This window comes from Psychrobacter sp. AH5 (genome assembly GCF_040371085.1).
Taxonomy (GTDB): domain Bacteria; phylum Pseudomonadota; class Gammaproteobacteria; order Pseudomonadales; family Moraxellaceae; genus Psychrobacter.
The window spans coordinates 720,339-737,254 of the sequence record NZ_JAMBMT010000001.1 but is presented as its reverse complement, the minus strand read 5'-3'; the positions used below and the strand labels follow the sequence as shown (position 1 = coordinate 737,254).

11 protein-coding genes are annotated in these 16,916 nt (G+C 45.1%); 2 read left to right on the top strand and 9 right to left on the bottom strand.

Annotated features, from left to right (window positions below):
* Positions 1–200 precede the first annotated feature (200 nt).
* From rarD to M0N77_RS03165, 3 genes are all read right to left on the bottom strand, one after another.
* The gene (rarD, locus tag M0N77_RS03175) at positions 201–1,271 is read right to left on the bottom strand and encodes an EamA family transporter RarD (protein WP_353103462.1); all 1,071 of its coding nucleotides are present in this window, start codon (positions 1,269–1,271) and stop codon (positions 201–203) included.
* A 176-nt stretch (positions 1,272–1,447) separates the two neighbouring features.
* Positions 1,448–4,282 (bottom strand): DNA gyrase subunit A, encoded by a 2,835-nt coding sequence (gene gyrA / locus M0N77_RS03170; RefSeq protein ID WP_353103461.1) that lies wholly within the window; start codon positions 4,280–4,282, stop codon positions 1,448–1,450.
* Positions 4,283–4,770: 488 nt separating this feature from the next.
* On the bottom strand, positions 4,771–6,657 hold the full coding sequence (locus M0N77_RS03165) for an autotransporter domain-containing protein (RefSeq protein WP_353103459.1): 1,887 nt from the start codon (positions 6,655–6,657) through the stop codon (positions 4,771–4,773).
* 330 nt (positions 6,658–6,987) lie between these two features.
* Here M0N77_RS03165 and M0N77_RS03160 point away from each other — a divergent pair, with 330 nt between their 5' ends.
* Both M0N77_RS03160 and M0N77_RS03155 read left to right on the top strand, forming a co-directional pair.
* Positions 6,988–7,263 (top strand): hypothetical protein, encoded by a 276-nt coding sequence (locus tag M0N77_RS03160; RefSeq protein WP_025647099.1) that lies wholly within the window; start codon positions 6,988–6,990, stop codon positions 7,261–7,263.
* Positions 7,264–7,345: 82 nt separating this feature from the next.
* Positions 7,346–8,224, top strand: coding sequence for a methyltransferase domain-containing protein (locus M0N77_RS03155; RefSeq protein WP_353103457.1), 879 nt, complete (start codon positions 7,346–7,348; stop codon positions 8,222–8,224).
* A 35-nt stretch (positions 8,225–8,259) separates the two neighbouring features.
* Here the strand turns inward: M0N77_RS03155 and M0N77_RS03150 are convergent, their stop codons facing one another.
* The 6 genes from M0N77_RS03150 to M0N77_RS03125 form a co-directional block, all read right to left on the bottom strand.
* Complete coding sequence (locus M0N77_RS03150; RefSeq protein ID WP_353105553.1) at positions 8,260–9,468, bottom strand: ABC transporter ATP-binding protein; 1,209 nt, start codon at positions 9,466–9,468, stop codon at positions 8,260–8,262.
* 371 nt (positions 9,469–9,839) lie between these two features.
* Complete coding sequence (locus M0N77_RS03145; RefSeq protein ID WP_353103456.1) at positions 9,840–11,504, bottom strand: iron ABC transporter permease; 1,665 nt, start codon at positions 11,502–11,504, stop codon at positions 9,840–9,842.
* Between the two features lie 84 nt (positions 11,505–11,588).
* Positions 11,589–12,710 (bottom strand): Fe(3+) ABC transporter substrate-binding protein, encoded by a 1,122-nt coding sequence (locus tag M0N77_RS03140; RefSeq protein ID WP_353103454.1) that lies wholly within the window; start codon positions 12,708–12,710, stop codon positions 11,589–11,591.
* Positions 12,711–12,890: 180 nt separating this feature from the next.
* A complete protein-coding gene (locus M0N77_RS03135) occupies positions 12,891–13,628 on the bottom strand; it encodes a 16S rRNA (uracil(1498)-N(3))-methyltransferase (RefSeq protein WP_353103452.1) in 738 nt (245 codons plus the stop codon).
* Positions 13,621–15,195, bottom strand: coding sequence for a 3-deoxy-D-manno-octulosonic acid transferase (locus M0N77_RS03130; protein WP_353103450.1), 1,575 nt, complete (start codon positions 15,193–15,195; stop codon positions 13,621–13,623). Before M0N77_RS03130 ends, M0N77_RS03135 begins: the two co-directional genes overlap by 8 nt.
* 143 nt (positions 15,196–15,338) lie before the next feature.
* Positions 15,339–16,895: a tetratricopeptide repeat protein gene (locus tag M0N77_RS03125; RefSeq protein WP_353103448.1), complete on the bottom strand. Its 1,557-nt coding sequence runs from the start codon at positions 16,893–16,895 to the stop codon at positions 15,339–15,341.
* Between the last annotated feature and the right edge of the window lie 21 nt (positions 16,896–16,916).

Here is a 16,916-nt window from a genome sequence, read left to right as displayed (position 1 = left end):
GTCTGTGAGTAAAAATAACCGCTAGCTTTAGTTAAGTAAACTATCACGTTGAAGGTTATAAATGAAAGTGATGTTAATAATAGTTAGATTATTTCATTTATAGCTCGTCTTTACCTACTGTCAGTTACCAAAAATAATATCTTAGTAGTCAATATAAACTTTAGGAACTGATTAAACTCGCTTATTAGCTAAACTGCCTTTTATTTTGAATGCAATTGCTCAATTTTTTGTTCAATTCTATTAACTCGCTGCTGATAGCGACGAATTTTGCGAAATCGCCGCGCTCTTAATACCCCTTTTATACGGCGTTTTATTAAGCGCTGGCGCGGCGGGAAAGTATCGATTTGTGGCTCGTTATAGCCATGTAACCGATCATCACGGCGCCGCGTAATATAACCTGCTGCGCTATCGATAATCATAAACACTAAAGCTAAGCTGACCATGCCATACATGAATAAAGAGCCGCCTTCATCTAGGCTTTGCTTTAATACTGTCACCGATAATACAAACAACAGCATAGGCTCAAGATAGCTCAGTGCCCCAAATAATGAAACGGGCAGCTTGCGACTAGCCACCATCGATAGCGACATCGCAAGCGCACTAAAAGCGCCTAACAGTGGCAACAGATACCAAAACTTGCTGGTCTGTGTCGCCATACTAAAGCCGCCGCTGCTATAAAGCATGATTAATACCACCGGCGATAATAAAGTCAAATCAGAAAGCAGACCAGTAACCGGCGGTACCGCAAGCTTACGTCGCAGTAAATAATAAGGAGGATAGCCCAAGCAGGCAAACAGCGTCACCCAAGATATCGAGCCATATTGAAAAACATCGTAGCTGACGCCCATCGCTGCACAGAGCGCTGCAATCCATTGCCAAAGACTCATGTTTTCTTTATACAGAAACCGCCCAAGCAGTATCATCACCAGTGGCAATAAAAAATAACCCAAGGTCACATCTAGCCCGTAACCATTAACAGGCCCCCACATAAATAACCAAATTTGTCCGCCCAGAATCGGCGTTGGCAATACAAACAACAACCAATCTTTTGGCGTCTTTAAAGTTTTTAGATACTCAAAAACGTGCTGCCACTGCTTGGTAAAGCTCACCAATAGTACCAAACTTAATAACATCATCAGCACACGCCATGAGGCCACCTGCGTACCTGACAAAGGCTGCATAAACAAGCCAAACAAGAACATCAGTGAAAACAAAAAACTTGATGATATTGATGCTACGGTTCCTTGAAAGGTACGATTGGTGGTAATCATGACAACAGCCTTTTAATTTAAAACCCGTTTTGGGACAAACTATTTTTTATAATACGCTCTGCTTAAAATCCTAGTTATTTGAAATATCAGATAAAAAACTAAAAACCTCCAACGATAACGTCAGAGGCTTTTTTTAAAAAAGTTTAAAATTAATATAAGGTGACTAGCGGCAACTATTAATCCTCGTTATCGGCGTCACTATTATCGGCTAAACTCTCATCTTCTAAAGTATAGTCATTAGCGATATCAATAGAATTACTTATTTCTGAATTAGCGCTGCTATCAGTCTTAGCATCTATGTCTCTTTGTTCTTGCCCTTCAACCTCAAAGGTGCCGTCTTCGCGCATAGCATCGATCAAAGCGTTATCTTCTTCTTCATGCTCGACACGTGCCATAGCGACTAGTTTTTCATCCTTCGATAAACGTATCAAAGTCACGCCTTGGGTGTTACGACCTGAGCTTGCTACGTGCTCAACTGGCGTGCGTACAAGCGTACCTTTATCAGATATCAAGATAATATCATCTTCTGGATCAACTTTAGTAGCTCGAACCAAAGCGCCGTTACGCTCGCTAGTTTTGATAGCGATTACACCGCCGCCGCCGCGATGCTGAGTATTAAACTCATCAACGAAGGTACGCTTACCAAAGCCATTTTCGCAAGCAATTAGGATCTCGCGTACATCATCTTCAATCACTACTAATGATCTAATAAACTCATCATCAACCAGACGCATACCACGCACACCTTTAGCGGTACGGCCCATAGCGCGAGCATCGTTTTCATCGAAGCGGATCGCTTTACCACTAGAAGCAAATAGCATCACTTCTTGGCTACCGTTAGTGATACGGGCGCTGACTAATTTATCACCTTCCTCTAAACCAACAGCAATCAGACCGTTAGAGCGAATATTAGCAAACTGCTTGAGCTCTACGCGCTTGACCGTACCATTGGCGGTCGCAAAGAACACAAACGGTGGCTCAGCGGTATTGCTGTCCTCTGCTGAGTCATCTAAATCTTCTGTACCAGCAGAGCTGTTCGCTGATAGCTCTTCTACAAACTTTGGAATTGGTAGGATTGTCGTCACCGACTCATCACCACTTAGGCCAATCAAGTTCACTAATGGACGACCACGCGAGCCGCGGCTAGCGATAGGCACTTCAAAGCCGCGCAGACTAAAGACTCGGCCCGTATCGGTAAAGCATAGCACGGTGGCATGCGTAGATGTGACGACCAAATGATCAATGACATCATCTTCCTTCATCGCCGTGGCTGACTTACCTTTGCCGCCGCGTTTTTGTGCCACATAATCATCGATAGGCTGGGTTTTGGCATAACCGGTACGCGAAACCGTCATTACTACCGTTTGCTCTGGAATCAAGTCTTCACGACTAAAGTCAGTCCGTGAGTCGATAATATCAGTACGGCGCGCATCCCCAAAGTTCTCGCGAATCTCAATCAGCTCATTAGAGATAATCATCATCAGCTTATCAAAATCACCTAAGATCGATTCCAAATTAGCAATCTCACGTAGCAAGTCTTGATACTCTTCAGTTAGTTTATCTTGCTCAAGACCCGTTAGGCGGTGCAGTTGCATCTCCAAAATAGCATTGACTTGCTCTAGTGATAAGCGATAGCCTTGCTCGCCTTGGACGCTATCATCAATCAACCCAAACGGCGCTTTTGGATCTTCGCCTTCGATATAATCCGGACGTACCGATTGGCTACCGGCGGCCGCTAACATCGCCACCACGCTACCAGAGCCCCAAATATTACCTAGCAAGCTCTCACGAGCTTCACCGCGGCTAGCAGAAGCTTTAATCGCGGCGATAATGTCATCGATATTGGCTAAAGCGACGGTCAGACCTTCAAGCAGATGACCACGGACGCGTGCTTTATTTAGCTCAAATATAGTACGGCGCGTCACCACTTCTTGACGATGACGCACAAAAGCCGCAATCAGCTGACGTAGCGTCAATAGCTTAGGCTGACCATTATCGAGCGCTACCATATTGATACTAAAGCTCGACTCAAGCGGCGTTTGCAAGAATAAATTGTTCACGATAACTTCAGCGGTCTCACCGCGGCGCAAGTCGATCGCGATCCGCATACCGTCTTTATCAGACTCATCGCGTATCTCAGTGATACCTTCGATTTTTTTGTCACGGACCAGCTCAGCGATACGCTCAATCAGCTTAGCTTTATTGGCTTGATAAGGCACTTCGGTAAAGACAATACGCTCACGGTCACGGTTGACGCCCATCTCACTCATCGGCTCGATGTGATAACGACCACGCACATGCAAACGGCCTTTACCAGTGCGATAAGCATCTTGAATACCAGCGCGACCATAAATAATACCGCCAGTAGGAAAATCAGGACCTGAGATATGAGTCATCAGCTCCTCAGCTGATATTTGCGGGTTTTCGGCGTACGCTAGGCAAGCATTAATCACCTCAGTTAAGTTGTGCGGCGCCATATTAGTCGCCATACCGACAGCGATACCCGTCGCACCATTAACCAATAAGTTAGGAACACGTGCCGGCAATACGCTAGGCATGCGCTCAGAGCCGTCGTAGTTATCTTCCCAATCGACAGTGTCTTTGTCCAAATCGGCAAGCATCTGATGGGTTAGCTTAGTCATGCGCACTTCGGTATAACGCATTGCTGCCGGTGGATCATCGTCAATGGAGCCAAAGTTACCTTGACCATCAACCATGGGGTAGCGCAGACTAAAATCTTGCGCCATCCGTACAATAGCGTCATAGACGGCACTGTCGCCATGCGGATGGTACTTACCAATCACGTCCCCGACCACACGCGCCGACTTCTTATAAGGCTTATTGTAGTCATTAGAGAGCACGTGCATAGCGTACATCACCCGGCGATGCACCGGCTTGAAACCATCACGGACATCAGGTAGCGCGCGCGAGACAATCACGCTCATCGCATAATCTAAGTAGGACTGTTTTAATTCATCTACAATGCCAATAGGACTGACCGACTCGCTCATATACACTCCTTCACTCATATCCACTTTATTAATTTTGCAGGCTTTATAGATCGCTCACCACACTAAGCGGGCTTTGATAACCATCAAAGAATTAGCCAGTAAAGCAACACCATAAAGCGTGAAAAATCTTAGGAAAATGATGATCGTTTTAGTAGTAAATAAAGAGGACTATTTTAGCACAAATCTGCAAGCTTAGGGGTATCCATATACCAATAAAATCAAGCAAAACAGCTGATTAGCGGGCTTTATTTGCACTTGACAAAACGCTAGTAATATTACTCTGATAACCCGTCTGTTTTTCTATATTTATAGCTGCTTTATCAACAAAAAAACTGCACCCTTTCGGATGCAGTTTTTTTGTATTTGAGCTGTGGTTTTAAATCAGTAGTGAATGATACTTAACGCTTTTAAATCAAAAACAGTCTTAATACCTGCAGTATTACATACAATCTTAGGCAATAGTTATCGCCTTTTATATAAAAAAACACTTAGAACGCGCCGCTAAGGCCCACAAATACACTAGTAGAATCATCGTCGTCACCTTGTGTGTGGTTGACCCCAGCATTAGCTTTTAGCAAACCAAAATTGCGTGACACTCCAAGCGTAACGCCAAAGTTATCGTCATCAGTATCGATAGTGGGCGTCTCAAAGCTGATATTTCTTAGAGTATTTAGACGAGCTGTCGCAGCTTCACGGTTATCATCTAACTGTTTTTGATAATGTAAATCACCAAAAACGTTGAGATTATCTGCTAAGAGTCGATTGGCTTTGATACCGATTTTACCGTAAGTGGTTGTATACTTTTGCTCATCAAAGCTCATAGCAACACCAGAGTTTTCTTGCTCGTCTAATCCATCTATTTTGACACGATTGACACTAGCACCTAAGTAAGGAACGATATCGATGCTACTAACTTGCATCGGATAGCCTGCCTGTAGGTTGGCATAAAAGCGTTTGCCGTCAGCTTCAGATTTAAAGTCTTGCTTAGAGTTACCCAAGGTAACAGCGCGGGTAACTTCAACATCCATGTTACCAAAGCCTGCAGCTGCATCAAGACGGATGTTTGCCAGTCTCTCTAAAGTGGTGCTGTGATACACGCCTAAACCGAATTCATCTATATCTATGTTGCTAAGACCTGCTCTAACATTGTCATTATCAAATTCATTTTGAGTAATATTAGCATATATACCTGACACCGCTGTATCAGAGCCAGGATGAGCAAAATCTACACCTAGTAATACTTGAGTATTGCTATCGCTATCATATCCAGCAGTTTCCTGATCTGCTACTTCTCCAATAGCCCACAAGGTACGTGCAGGATTTAATTCGTTGTTTTGAAGTTGATTCATATGAGACTGAAGACGTTCAGTAGTCGCCAAACCTGCAATCGTCGCCATATGAGGGAGTAAACCGATTTGACTTGGCGCCGTGACAACCGCATTAGCGTAATCAGCAATCAATTGGTGCGTGCGTCCCGTAGGATGGATGCCATCGGCAAAAAAGTAATCGTTTTCCGCATTATCTGCAACGAGATTATCTCGCCCGCAAAGTAGCGAGCTGCCAGCGCCGCAAGCTCTATCAGTAACGTTAGTGAAACCGTAGGCGCTAGGGTTAGCTGCAACTAGCTGGGTCAAGCTAAAAGTATCTAGTGGTATAATATTAGCGCCCGTAGAGGCAACCCCATTAAGCATAGACTGATTGTAAAAGTTAGTAATAGCCGTACTTTGTGCTTGCGCAGCAGGACCGCCACTAATGGCATTAGGCGTTAGACCGACGTCAGGGATATTAGGCACTAAAATGTAGTTAGCGCCATTGTTTTTTAAAGCATTTACTGTTGCAATTTGGCTTTGTACTGCCGACCCGACAATACCTAAAGCATTTGCAGGATTATCATTCACTGCAAGTAGGTCATTAGCACCAGCCCAGACTACGTATAAACCATTAGGATCAACACGGTTATCAGCCAAATAACTGTTTGCTTGAGTATTGGCAGACGCTATATTGATAGGGAATCCAAAATTATTATTGACGACATCTTCACCAGCTCTCGCTCCACCGATCGCGTAGTTGTTACCGGTTTTCTCACTACCAAAAGTATTAGCAACGGCTGTGGTACCTAGCTGTTCGGCAAAAGAAGTCGCCCATACGTTATCGGGATTGGTCGTAAACTGTCCCGATTCAGCAAGTCCTAAGTTGCCTTGAGTAATAGGACTAAAAAAGCCACCATCAGTCAAACTATCACCAAAAAAGGTGACGGTACTGTATTCACTTGCATGAGCAATACTAGCGGTAGCTAGGCTACTAGCGACAGCTACCGATAATAGACAGAGCGACATCGTTGGGATTTTAGACAGATTGGCATGGGGAATGGTCATATTCGCTATCCTTAGCATTGAGTGACAGGGTTTTAATGTTAATTTTAGAATATTAATACAGCGCAATAGCCAATTTATCAAAAACAGCTCTAGTGATTAATAATCTATAATGCATACACCTTACTGTTTATACCGTAAAAGAGCATAAAAAGATACTTCAAATCGATAATTCCGGCTCTTGTATAAGCTCTTGAGCTCTAAGCACTCTAATATCGTTCATTCTAATATACTTATAGACAAAATATTCTTAATCGCTAAACTGACTACTGGTTTTGCCTAGGGTCTGTTAAAGAAGAACCCTCAAACTATTATTTTATAGGTCAATATTTTATGGATATCGTTCTAGCTATCGTTTGGATTTTGGCAATGGTGCTCTATAGCTTCTCTAGTGATTATGCCCAGTACTTTCCTGATCATAATAATCGCGCACTGCCTTTTGTGCGTTGGGGTTCGCTATTAGTCGCGATGGGCTTATCTGCATACCTTGCTCAAGCCTATCAACAACACTTACAAGGCACTGGTATTTGGGTCTTTGTCATTGTCGTCTTTGTTATTATCATATTATCTAAACTCGTCTTTAAATGGGTGCTCAAACGCCGCCGCTAAAGTACAAAATAAAGCTCTAATAAAAGTAAACTCAACATAACTACGCAGCGGTAGTAAATTTAATAATAAAGAAAATCAATTTATGACAGACAACAAAAAAGATGACTCACAAAACCAGCAGAGACAGATACGTACCGATCGTAGCTTTGAGCCGATTGCTGATCATTTTGAAAAAAAGGTTTACGGCGGTTTAAAAGGAGGGATTCGGCTTGCGGTATTGCGCCGAGATATTTTTGAGTATGTGGAGACACAAAGTCAAAACTTAGGACGTCCGCTGCGCATATTAGATGTCGGAGCCGGCTTAGCGCAAATCGCTATAGAGCTGGCAGCGCAAGGTCATACGCTTGTCATCAATGATATCTCTGCCGCTATGTTAGACAAAGCGCAAACTCATGCTGCCGCCCTTGAGACAGACACCAAAACCAAGCTAGATATCAGTTGGCTGGTTTGCCCTTATCAGGAGCTTGCATCCAAGCTTGCTACAGACAGTACTGCAGAAAACAGCGATACTAAGTTTGATCTCATCCTTTGTCACGCGCTGCTCGAATGGCTGGCCAAGCCGGCTGAGGTAATGAGATTTTTTGATACTCAGCTACGCCCTCAAGGCGCATTATCGCTCTGCTTTTATAATCCAGCGAGCTTCGATTATCGCAACCTAATTATGGGTAATTTTAATCTGCTAGATAGACAGCTTGAAGGCAACTATGCCGCCGACAATAAAAAAAGCCTAACGCCCAATCATCCAGTCGCCAGACAAGAGGTAGAGGCGTGGCTCCAACAACATCATTATAAAATAGTGCTTGAGAGCGGGCTACGTGTCTTTCATGATTACGCGCCGCTTAAGCGCGGCGGTCATAACGACCCTGAAGCAGTGATAAAAATGGAGCTACGCTATTCTCAGGTAGAACCGTACAAATGGCTAGGACGCTACTTGCATATCTTAGCGACTGCGAACGGCTGATATTGACTGATATGTTTACTCCTGTTTAAGCGCGCTCAATGTAATCTATCGTACTCTGACCACGTGGTGGCATTGACGTCTTTTTCATCGAACACCACCACATGCTCAAGTAACGGCAAGATACCGACATGGCTACCAACTGCGTGGTTATGGTGGCTCGCGACTAACGACAATACCGTCTGACCACTGTCTAATTGCAGCCGATACAGATAGTTGGCACCGCGAAACACTCGTCCAACGACTAATGCAGTCTGCGGGCTATCATCATCATGAATGATATCATCAGGACGTACGAGTACTTTGATGGGCGTGCCATTAGGATAGTCATACTCGCAGTATTGCGGCTGCCCTGAGGCATCGTACACCTCCATGCGCCGATAGATATCGCCAAGTGCCGTCTCGACATGACCTTCTTTGATAATACCATCTATCATCGCGCCCTCGCCGACGAACTCAGCGACAAAAGGACTAACCGGCTCATGATACAGCTCGCTTGGCGTTGCCCACTGTACCAGCTTGCCTTGATGCATAACCCCGACTTTATCTGCGAGCGCAAACGCTTCGTTTTGGTCATGAGTCACTAAAATAGCAGTAGTATTGGTGCGTTTTAGAATATCACGCACGCTCATCGCTAGTGACTCGCGCAGCACCACATCAAGGTTAGAAAAAGGCTCATCAAGTAATAGTAACTTTGGCTTAGGAGCCAGTGCCCGAGCTAACGCCACGCGCTGCTGCTGACCACCCGATAGCTCAGCGGGACGTTTATCAGCGTGCTCGCTCAGCCCCACCAGCTCTAACATCTCCGCCACGCGCGCTTTTTTATCAGCGCTAGACCATTTATTAAGACCAAATCCAATGTTTTTGGCGACGCTGAGATGACCAAATAGCGCATAGTCTTGAAACACCATACCCATACCGCGCTTGGCAGGAGCCACCGCAAAGGAATGGCGGTTATCTTGTTCGGTTAGACGCTGATGATTGAGTTCAATTTTGCCTTGGCGGGTAGGCTCAAGCCCAGCAATAGCTCGCAGCGCTGTGGTTTTTCCGCAGCCGCTATACCCCAAAAAACAACCGATCTCACCTTGTTGCAGGCTCAATGACAAGCCATTGACGATAGTCACATCATCGTAGCCCACGATTAAGTTTTCTACTTTTAAAAAAGGCTCAGTATCGCTCTTTGAGGCGCGCGGGTCACGGTAGTTACGTTGCCCGTCGCTCTGCTCACTGCTGCTATCGCTACCCATATCCGCTTCACCAAGCGTTTGCGTATTTTGCATAGTTTGGCCTTTTTGCGGTAACGCTGATACCGGGAGCACAGATGATTTTTTGCTCACTTCTAGCCTAGCTTTGGCTTTGATAAGCTTTGGATCTAGACCTTTTGTAAGGGATTGACGGTCTTTAGAAGAAGGCTGTTTTGCATAGCTCTCCTCGGTATCTAAAGTATCATTAGTCAAGTTGGTATACATAGAAGGTACTCGTAAGCGATAAATAAATGAGACGGGCGATAATAAATATTAGGAATACTCGCTGCTATTTAAAGGTGACAAAATTAAAGGAAAAATCTAAAAGTGCTCATACTAACATGTTAATCATGAACGATTACCATTTATGCAGATTAGCTATGCTTTTCACTTTGGCGTAGTAATATCCATACAGGTATTAGCCCCACCAACACAATCAGCAAACTCGGTAACGCCGCTCTCGCCCACATGCCTTCGCTTGTCATCTCAAACACTCGTACCGCTAGCGTATCCCAGCCTTGGCGACGCGTCATTAGGGTGATTGGCATCTCTTTCATCACCTCCACAAAACCCATTAGCAAAGCCGTCAGCACTCCCGGACTAAGTACCGGCAGCACCACTTGTCGCCAGCGCTGTAACGGACTACTGCTTAACAGTTCAGCGGCAGCTTCTTGATTGACCGTCAGTCGCTGTAATTGCCGATCGATCGGCTGAAAGCTTACCGTCATAAAACGTGTTGAGAGTGCTAATAGCATCACAATGACGCTACCTGATAATACTTGCTTGGTGGTAATACCAAAAGCGATCAGCTGATTGTCTAGCCAAGCAATAGGAATAAACACGCCAACAGCAAGCACGGTGCCTGGTACCACATAGCCCAAATTAGCAAGCGTGGTCATCAATTTAGTGCTCTTATCGGCATACTGACGCTTAATCCAAGCAATGATAATAGCGAGAAAGGCAATCAGCACTGTGGTCATGCTCGCAATAAGCAGACTGTTGGTGACAAAATCGATATAGCGCGCATCAAAGTCTTGGCGGTAGTTCATCGCCGTCCAATACAATAGCTGCAAAAACGGTACTAAAAATGCCAATAAAAATACCAGACTACAAAGCAGCGTCATGCCCCATTTAGCTGCTGCGTTACTCGTCAGGCGCTTATTACTGCTTTGCGCGGTTATCGAGCCGCGACGCGCCTGCCAATACTGCTCAAATATCACCACGATAAACACTACGCCAATGAGTAAAGCCGCCAGTTGCGCGGCGGTAGTCAGGCTAAAAAAGCCAAACCAAGCCTTATAGATAGCAGTGGTAAAGGTATCGACATTAAATACTGATACCGCACCAAAATCCGCTAGCGTCTCCATGCTGGCAAGTAAAAGTCCACCAATAATCCAAGGCAGTGCTTGCGGCAGCGCCAAACGAAAAAACACGCGGCTACGACTGAGCCCAAGCATCTGCCCCGCTTCGATCGCGCGGTGACCTTGCGACAAAAAAGCTTGCCGCGCTAATAAGTAAACATAAGGATAAAAAGCAAGCGATAAAATAAAGCCTGCGCCCCAAACGTTGCGCACTGAGGGAATAGCAGTGGTCACGCCCAGCTCTCGCAAGCTCGTCTGCAAAGGCCCACTAAAATCAACCATACCGACAGTGACAAAGGCGAAAACATAGGCGGGTATTGCAAGCGGCAACATCAGAGCCCAAGAAAAAAACCGCTGACCTGGGAAGCGGTACATACTCGTAACCCAAGCCAGCGAAGTACCCACGCTACCCGAGATGACCGTCACCATCGCTAATAAGATAGCGGTGTTTTTTAGTACTTGCGGCAGCACATACTCGCCCATATGTGGCCAGATATCAGCCATCGGCTGTGTCCAAGACAGTAGGACGATCATAATCGGTATCAGCATAAACAACGAAATCAGTCCTAAGACTGATTTCGATAAAACACGTTTAAGAGAGGTACGATCTTTACGGACAATAAGGTCTGTATCGGCCATATCGTCTTGCGGATTAGACGCTTTTGGTATAGTTATCATAACGTTATTACCATCTCGTACCCTTTATTACTCTTGCTACTCTGGAGTTTATGCTAACAAGCAAACCCTTATTTATAACCAGCTTTATTTATAACCAGCTTTGTCCATTAGCTGAATAGCTTGGGTTTGTAGTGAGCCAAATTTTTGTACACTGATATCGTCTCTTTTGAACTCGCCCCATGATCTGAGCATCTCTGATTCGTCAATCCCTTCTTTTACAGGGTATTCTTTATCAGAGCTGGCATAAAGACCTTGTGCCTCGTCAGAAGATAACCACTCCATCAGCTTAAGCGCGCCATCTGGATTATCAGAGCCAGTAACTACGCCTGCGCCCGATATATTGACGTGAGTGCCGGTAGTGTCTTGATTGGCCCAAAATATCTTCACTGGGAAATCAGGTTTTTCATCTAAGATACGGCCATAATAGTAGCTATTGGATAATCCGACTTGGCACTGACCAGCGGCAATAGCCTCAAGCATACTAGTATCATTACTGAACACATCAGTGGCTAAATTATCGACCCAGCCGCGAACCACTTGTTCGGTTTTTTCCTCGCCCAAGTTCTCAATCATACTAGCGATCAAAGACTGATTATAAACAGCGTTTGAGGTGCGCAAACAAAGCTTACCTTTCCATTTAGGATCAGCCAGATCAGCATAGGTAGATAATTCTGAGGCATCGACTTTACTTGGGTCATACATGATAGTACGAGCTCGCAGCGATAAACCAGTCCACTGACCTTCTGGATCACGATACTTAGCAGGCACGTTAGCATTTAGCGTCTCTGAAGCTACTGGCTGTAATAACCCTTGCTCCGCCGCTTGCCATAAATTGCCCGCATCGACCGTCAATAGCATATCTGCTGGAGTATTATCACCTTCCGCCTTTAGGCGCTCCATTAATGGCCCTGCCTTATCGGTAACTAATTCTACTTTTACCCCAGTCGCTTCGGTATATTTATCCAATAATGGTTTGATAAGCTGCTCATTACGCGAAGAATAAATCGTTACCACTTGCTCGCTATCTGCAGGGGCAGCAGTCGTTTCAGTTTCGGTAGCTGGCGTCTCGCCTTGTGTCGTTTGTTCAGGCGTCTCAGCTTTATTACAACCGACTAGAGCTAACATCATGCTAACTACAGCAACAGACAAAGTAGCTTTGATAGGCTGACTTACTGCAAATGGGGCGTTAAGCGCTTGCAACGACATGGCTTTCTCCGAAATAAGGGAATAAATAATTAAGTTATAGTTGGGATTAAGGGGTAGATAAACCGCTTAGAAACTAAAAACACATACTAATAGAAATGAGAGTAATTATCAATAACTTTATACAATTCCTCGTGCTAGCTTTTACTATTGACTGGTTATTATTACGCTGCTGTGATTAGACTAATTATGCAAAAGCCATTGTCCGATAATGGCATTGACCGCCGCTTCTGTGCGCAGTATTCTTGGGCCTATATTGACCGCTTGACAGCCATGCTGCGCTAATAACTCAATCTCATAATCAATCCAGCCGCCTTCGCTACCAATACACAGCACTTGCGGTAAACCTGTCACAACCGCCGCTTGGGTCAAATATGCTGACAAAGATAACGAGCTATAAGGATGGGCAACGATAGCCTGCTGGTTATCTGCTAGAAGACTAGCTAGTTTATCCTCAACGAAAGGTTTAAAGCGTTTTTCTAACGTGATATTGGGCGCGATAGTATCGACGCCTTGCTGCAAACCGGCTAATACGAACTCGTCAAGACGCGCCAGCATCGGGCTTTGCCAATAGCTTTTTTGCGTGCGGTAGCTATTGATGAGCACGATATCACTTACGCCAAGCGCAGTCATATCCATGATTAAGCGGCGAAGCACTTTGGGGCGCGGCAGTGCTAATATCACGCTAAGATTTAACTTACTTGGGGGGTCAATATCTAGCTGCACCTCACGTAGTTCAATAGCATTACGCGTTATTTTATCAATAGTGGCGCTACCAAGTTTGCCGCCTATTTGACCGATTTTTAGGCTGTCGCCTACTTGCAAGCCTAATACCTGATTAATGTGAGTGATTTGCTCAGACGACTGCACTTGTGCCAAAGAGCCTGAGAAACTAGCCTTGGGCAATAAAATACTATTCATAAAGCACGCCACTGCTAGCTTGCTCAACCACCTCTTCTATCATCGTTAATTGACGCGGCAGTACTAATTGCTGCTCAGCGGTTAGTTTTGCGCCGGCTAATCCTGCCGCCTTAGCCGCCGCTGGATGACTTAACCAAAATGCTAGCTGCTGATAAATAAGCTCGTTATCGGTAATAATCTGTGATTTTGAAGGCGGTTTTGTAAATGTCGAATGTTTTGAGGTCGGATTTTTTGATGAAACGCCAAGGCGCGCGTTATCGCTACTGGCTTGATAAAACTCATTATCAGGCTGATAAAGCGCGCCAGCTTCTGCCAATTTGTCCACCACACTTTGACAAGACTCAGTGTACTGCCCCATCACTATCGGCGTGGCAACACTAGCAGGCTCTACCGGATTATGGCCACCGATATCGACCAAAGAGCCACCGACTAAAGCCACATCGGCTAACTCATACCAGCGCATTAACTCGCCCATGCTATCGGCTAGATAAACTTGAGTTTGTGCGCTGATAGGCTCGTTCAAACTACGTCTTGCCATCGTAAGTCCGCTCGCTTGAACTAAATTAGCTATCTCATCGAAACGCTCAGGATGGCGCGGTACAATAATTAATAAAGTCTCAGCTAGTTTGGAGTCAGCTAAAGTGCTAGACAAGAGCTGCTGTTGCCAAGCTAATGCTACGCTCTCTTCACCATCATGAGTACTAGCGGCTACCCATATCGGTCGATTCGATATCTCATCAGAGCGGTCAGATTCAGCGCTCTCAGATGAGGTCTTATTATCCACAGAGTTTAATTGCGGCGTATTAATCACCCATTTCAGCGAGCCGGCCACACGAATTTGAGAGCTACGCGCCCCAAGCTGACGAAAGCGCTTAGCCGACTCTTTATCTTGAGCAATGATTAATGTCAGATTTTGCATCATACTTGCGCTTACCGCACCAATCTTTTGATAGCGGTTAAAAGATGAGGCAGATAATCGGCCATTAACCAACACACTAGCAATGCGCCGCTCGGACAAGGTGCTCAAAATAGTAGCCCATAGCTCCGTCTCTACAAATAAGGCGGCGATGGGCTGCACGTGATTTAAAAAACTGTCGATGACTTTAGGGCTATCCACCGGTACGTAACTATGACTCAGGCGCCCTTGAGCAATATCATCAGCAAAACGGATAGTGGCGCGAGCAAAGCCAGTTTGGGTCGTATTAGTCAACCAAATAGCGTAGCCTTTCGCCATTAAAGCATCTAATAAAGGCGCGATAGTATTAGTCTCACCCAAAGACACCGCGTGGCACCAAATGACTTTTTGCACTTGTTGATCCAAAGCCTGTGATTTTGGCAGTGCTGGGTACTGTCTCCCAAAGCGCTGATCAACTTCCTCTTGATAATTATCGCGTTTATGTGAGCGCTGCCAAACCTGCAAGCGATATAGAGGCTTGAGCACAGCAATAGCGCCTCGGTAATACCAAGGCGGACTCAGCGGAGTACGCGACGACAATAGCGTTGACTTAGAGGTTTTCGTCACGGCGGGCAATGGTGCAGTATCATTTTGAGGTTCAGGTGGCAGCATAAAGGTAAAGGTTCAATTCAAGGGATTATTGAGATTAAAAAAGGGGGTAATTTTAGCCTAAATCATAGCGCGGTGTTTAATAATTATTAACCAAAAACACTTATTCTCAGAGCTTAGACAATACTAAATAAAGCAGCTACTCTTTAGACAAAAATAATAAGCAAAATAGCGGCTATTGAGATGATACCGATAAGCCACTGATAACGCTTAAAGCTATGCTGCTCTTGCTTTTGAGTTTCTATCAATAAATGCGCTTGCTGCCATTGCTTGTTGATAGTTATGGCTTCAGGATGACCATTCTCAGCCGCTTGCTCGAGCCAATACTTACCTTTATCCATATCTTGCTCAACGCCAACTCCTTGATAATAGAGTCTACTAAGAAGACGCTGAGCCCGACTGTCTTGAGCATTAGCCGCTTGCTCTATCAATGTCAATCCTGCTTGCTTCATAGGTGTATTACCCTCAGCACTGATTACAGAATTGGTCGTACTATTGGTTGTAGAGTTGCTTATAGCACTGAAATCAGTAGCTGCTAGTCCTTCGCCTAATAATTGATACATAGCTAAGCGCAGCATCGCTGAGGTGTTGCCTTTATTGGCAGCATCCCTCAATAACCGTAAGGCTTGCTGACGAGCCGCTTGATGAGTCTCAGAAAACTCAACTTGCGTACGTGGTTTGCCTTGCCGAGCGATATGGCGCTCAAATTGATCCAAAATTTTGCAAGCCTGCTGATACTCCTCTGCCCCAGCGTTTTGCGGCATCTCAATCTCAATAAGCTCAGCTAACAGCTTAGTAAATAGCTCTGGGGTGGGTTGAGCTGTTTTTTCAGCTTGCTTAGGCGCTTTTGCTTGTTCCTTTATCAGCGGCTTATTAGCTTCGTTAGCAATATCTTTTTTGACAGTGGAAGTTTTATAAGTACCGATTGCGACTGCACTGTTATTATTTTTAATTAAGGTAGGCTGAGTAGTGGTTGTCACTAAATCCTTATCAACTGCTAGGCTAGCTGCCTTACTCGCCCGTTGTTTTTGTTCAATAGTAGAGGGTTTTATGACTGAGCTATCCGCTTCTTTGGCTTGTCTGGGCTTGACAGTATCAGGCAAACGCTCTTTGACCGCTTGATACAGCCCACTAGCGACTTGGTTGCCTTGCACCGAGGCAAACTGCCTGTCCACATTACCAAATAGCCGCAAACCAATCGGTTCAAGGGCAAAAAACAACTCAGTCGTTAGCTTATTACCCTTATTATCCTCGTCTTCGCTTAGATCACTACTGCGATAAAGGACCGCCATTTCTTGATAAAAATCATCTGCACTCAAATTTAGCTCAGGATAGCGGCGACGTAGCTCCGACTGACTGTACCAATGCGGGACGCTTTGCCAATGAGGCGCTAACACTCGTCCGGCATAAAAAGCGAGAAATAATAATAAATGTCGAAAACGCTCATCTGCTAGGAGCTGTGCTTCATTTACCTCAACGTTACTCTGGTTAGCTTTTTTGAATAGGTCTCGACGTATTTGCGATAGCAGCGTATCTAGGCGCTGTAAGCTAGCCAATGATTCGTCCAACTCGCACGACCGCAGCTGCGGCTCATAAGCAATACCGCCTGCGATAGGACGCTTAGCCAAAAAGTCTTGCCAGTAGCCTTCGGCGCTATAATCAAGCGCCGTTTTGGTCAAAAAAGAATCTGTGGTGGCAGACATAGCTAAAAATCCTTTAAAGGG

What these genes read in the sequence shown, in the direction of transcription:
- rarD (WP_353103462.1), bottom strand. Translation starts at nt 1,271, where the DNA reads ATGATTACCACCAATCGTACCTTTCAAGGAACCGTAGCATCAATATCA.
- gyrA (WP_353103461.1), bottom strand. Translation starts at nt 4,282, where the DNA reads ATGAGCGAGTCGGTCAGTCCTATTGGCATTGTAGATGAATTAAAACAG.
- M0N77_RS03165 (WP_353103459.1), bottom strand. Translation starts at nt 6,657, where the DNA reads ATGACCATTCCCCATGCCAATCTGTCTAAAATCCCAACGATGTCGCTC.
- M0N77_RS03160 (WP_025647099.1), top strand. Translation starts at nt 6,988, where the DNA reads ATGGATATCGTTCTAGCTATCGTTTGGATTTTGGCAATGGTGCTCTAT.
- M0N77_RS03155 (WP_353103457.1), top strand. Translation starts at nt 7,346, where the DNA reads ATGACAGACAACAAAAAAGATGACTCACAAAACCAGCAGAGACAGATA.
- M0N77_RS03150 (WP_353105553.1), bottom strand. Translation starts at nt 9,468, where the DNA reads ATGGGTAGCGATAGCAGCAGTGAGCAGAGCGACGGGCAACGTAACTAC.
- M0N77_RS03145 (WP_353103456.1), bottom strand. Translation starts at nt 11,504, where the DNA reads ATGATAACTATACCAAAAGCGTCTAATCCGCAAGACGATATGGCCGAT.
- M0N77_RS03140 (WP_353103454.1), bottom strand. Translation starts at nt 12,710, where the DNA reads ATGTCGTTGCAAGCGCTTAACGCCCCATTTGCAGTAAGTCAGCCTATC.
- M0N77_RS03135 (WP_353103452.1), bottom strand. Translation starts at nt 13,628, where the DNA reads ATGAATAGTATTTTATTGCCCAAGGCTAGTTTCTCAGGCTCTTTGGCA.
- M0N77_RS03130 (WP_353103450.1), bottom strand. Translation starts at nt 15,195, where the DNA reads ATGCTGCCACCTGAACCTCAAAATGATACTGCACCATTGCCCGCCGTG.
- M0N77_RS03125 (WP_353103448.1), bottom strand. Translation starts at nt 16,895, where the DNA reads ATGTCTGCCACCACAGATTCTTTTTTGACCAAAACGGCGCTTGATTAT.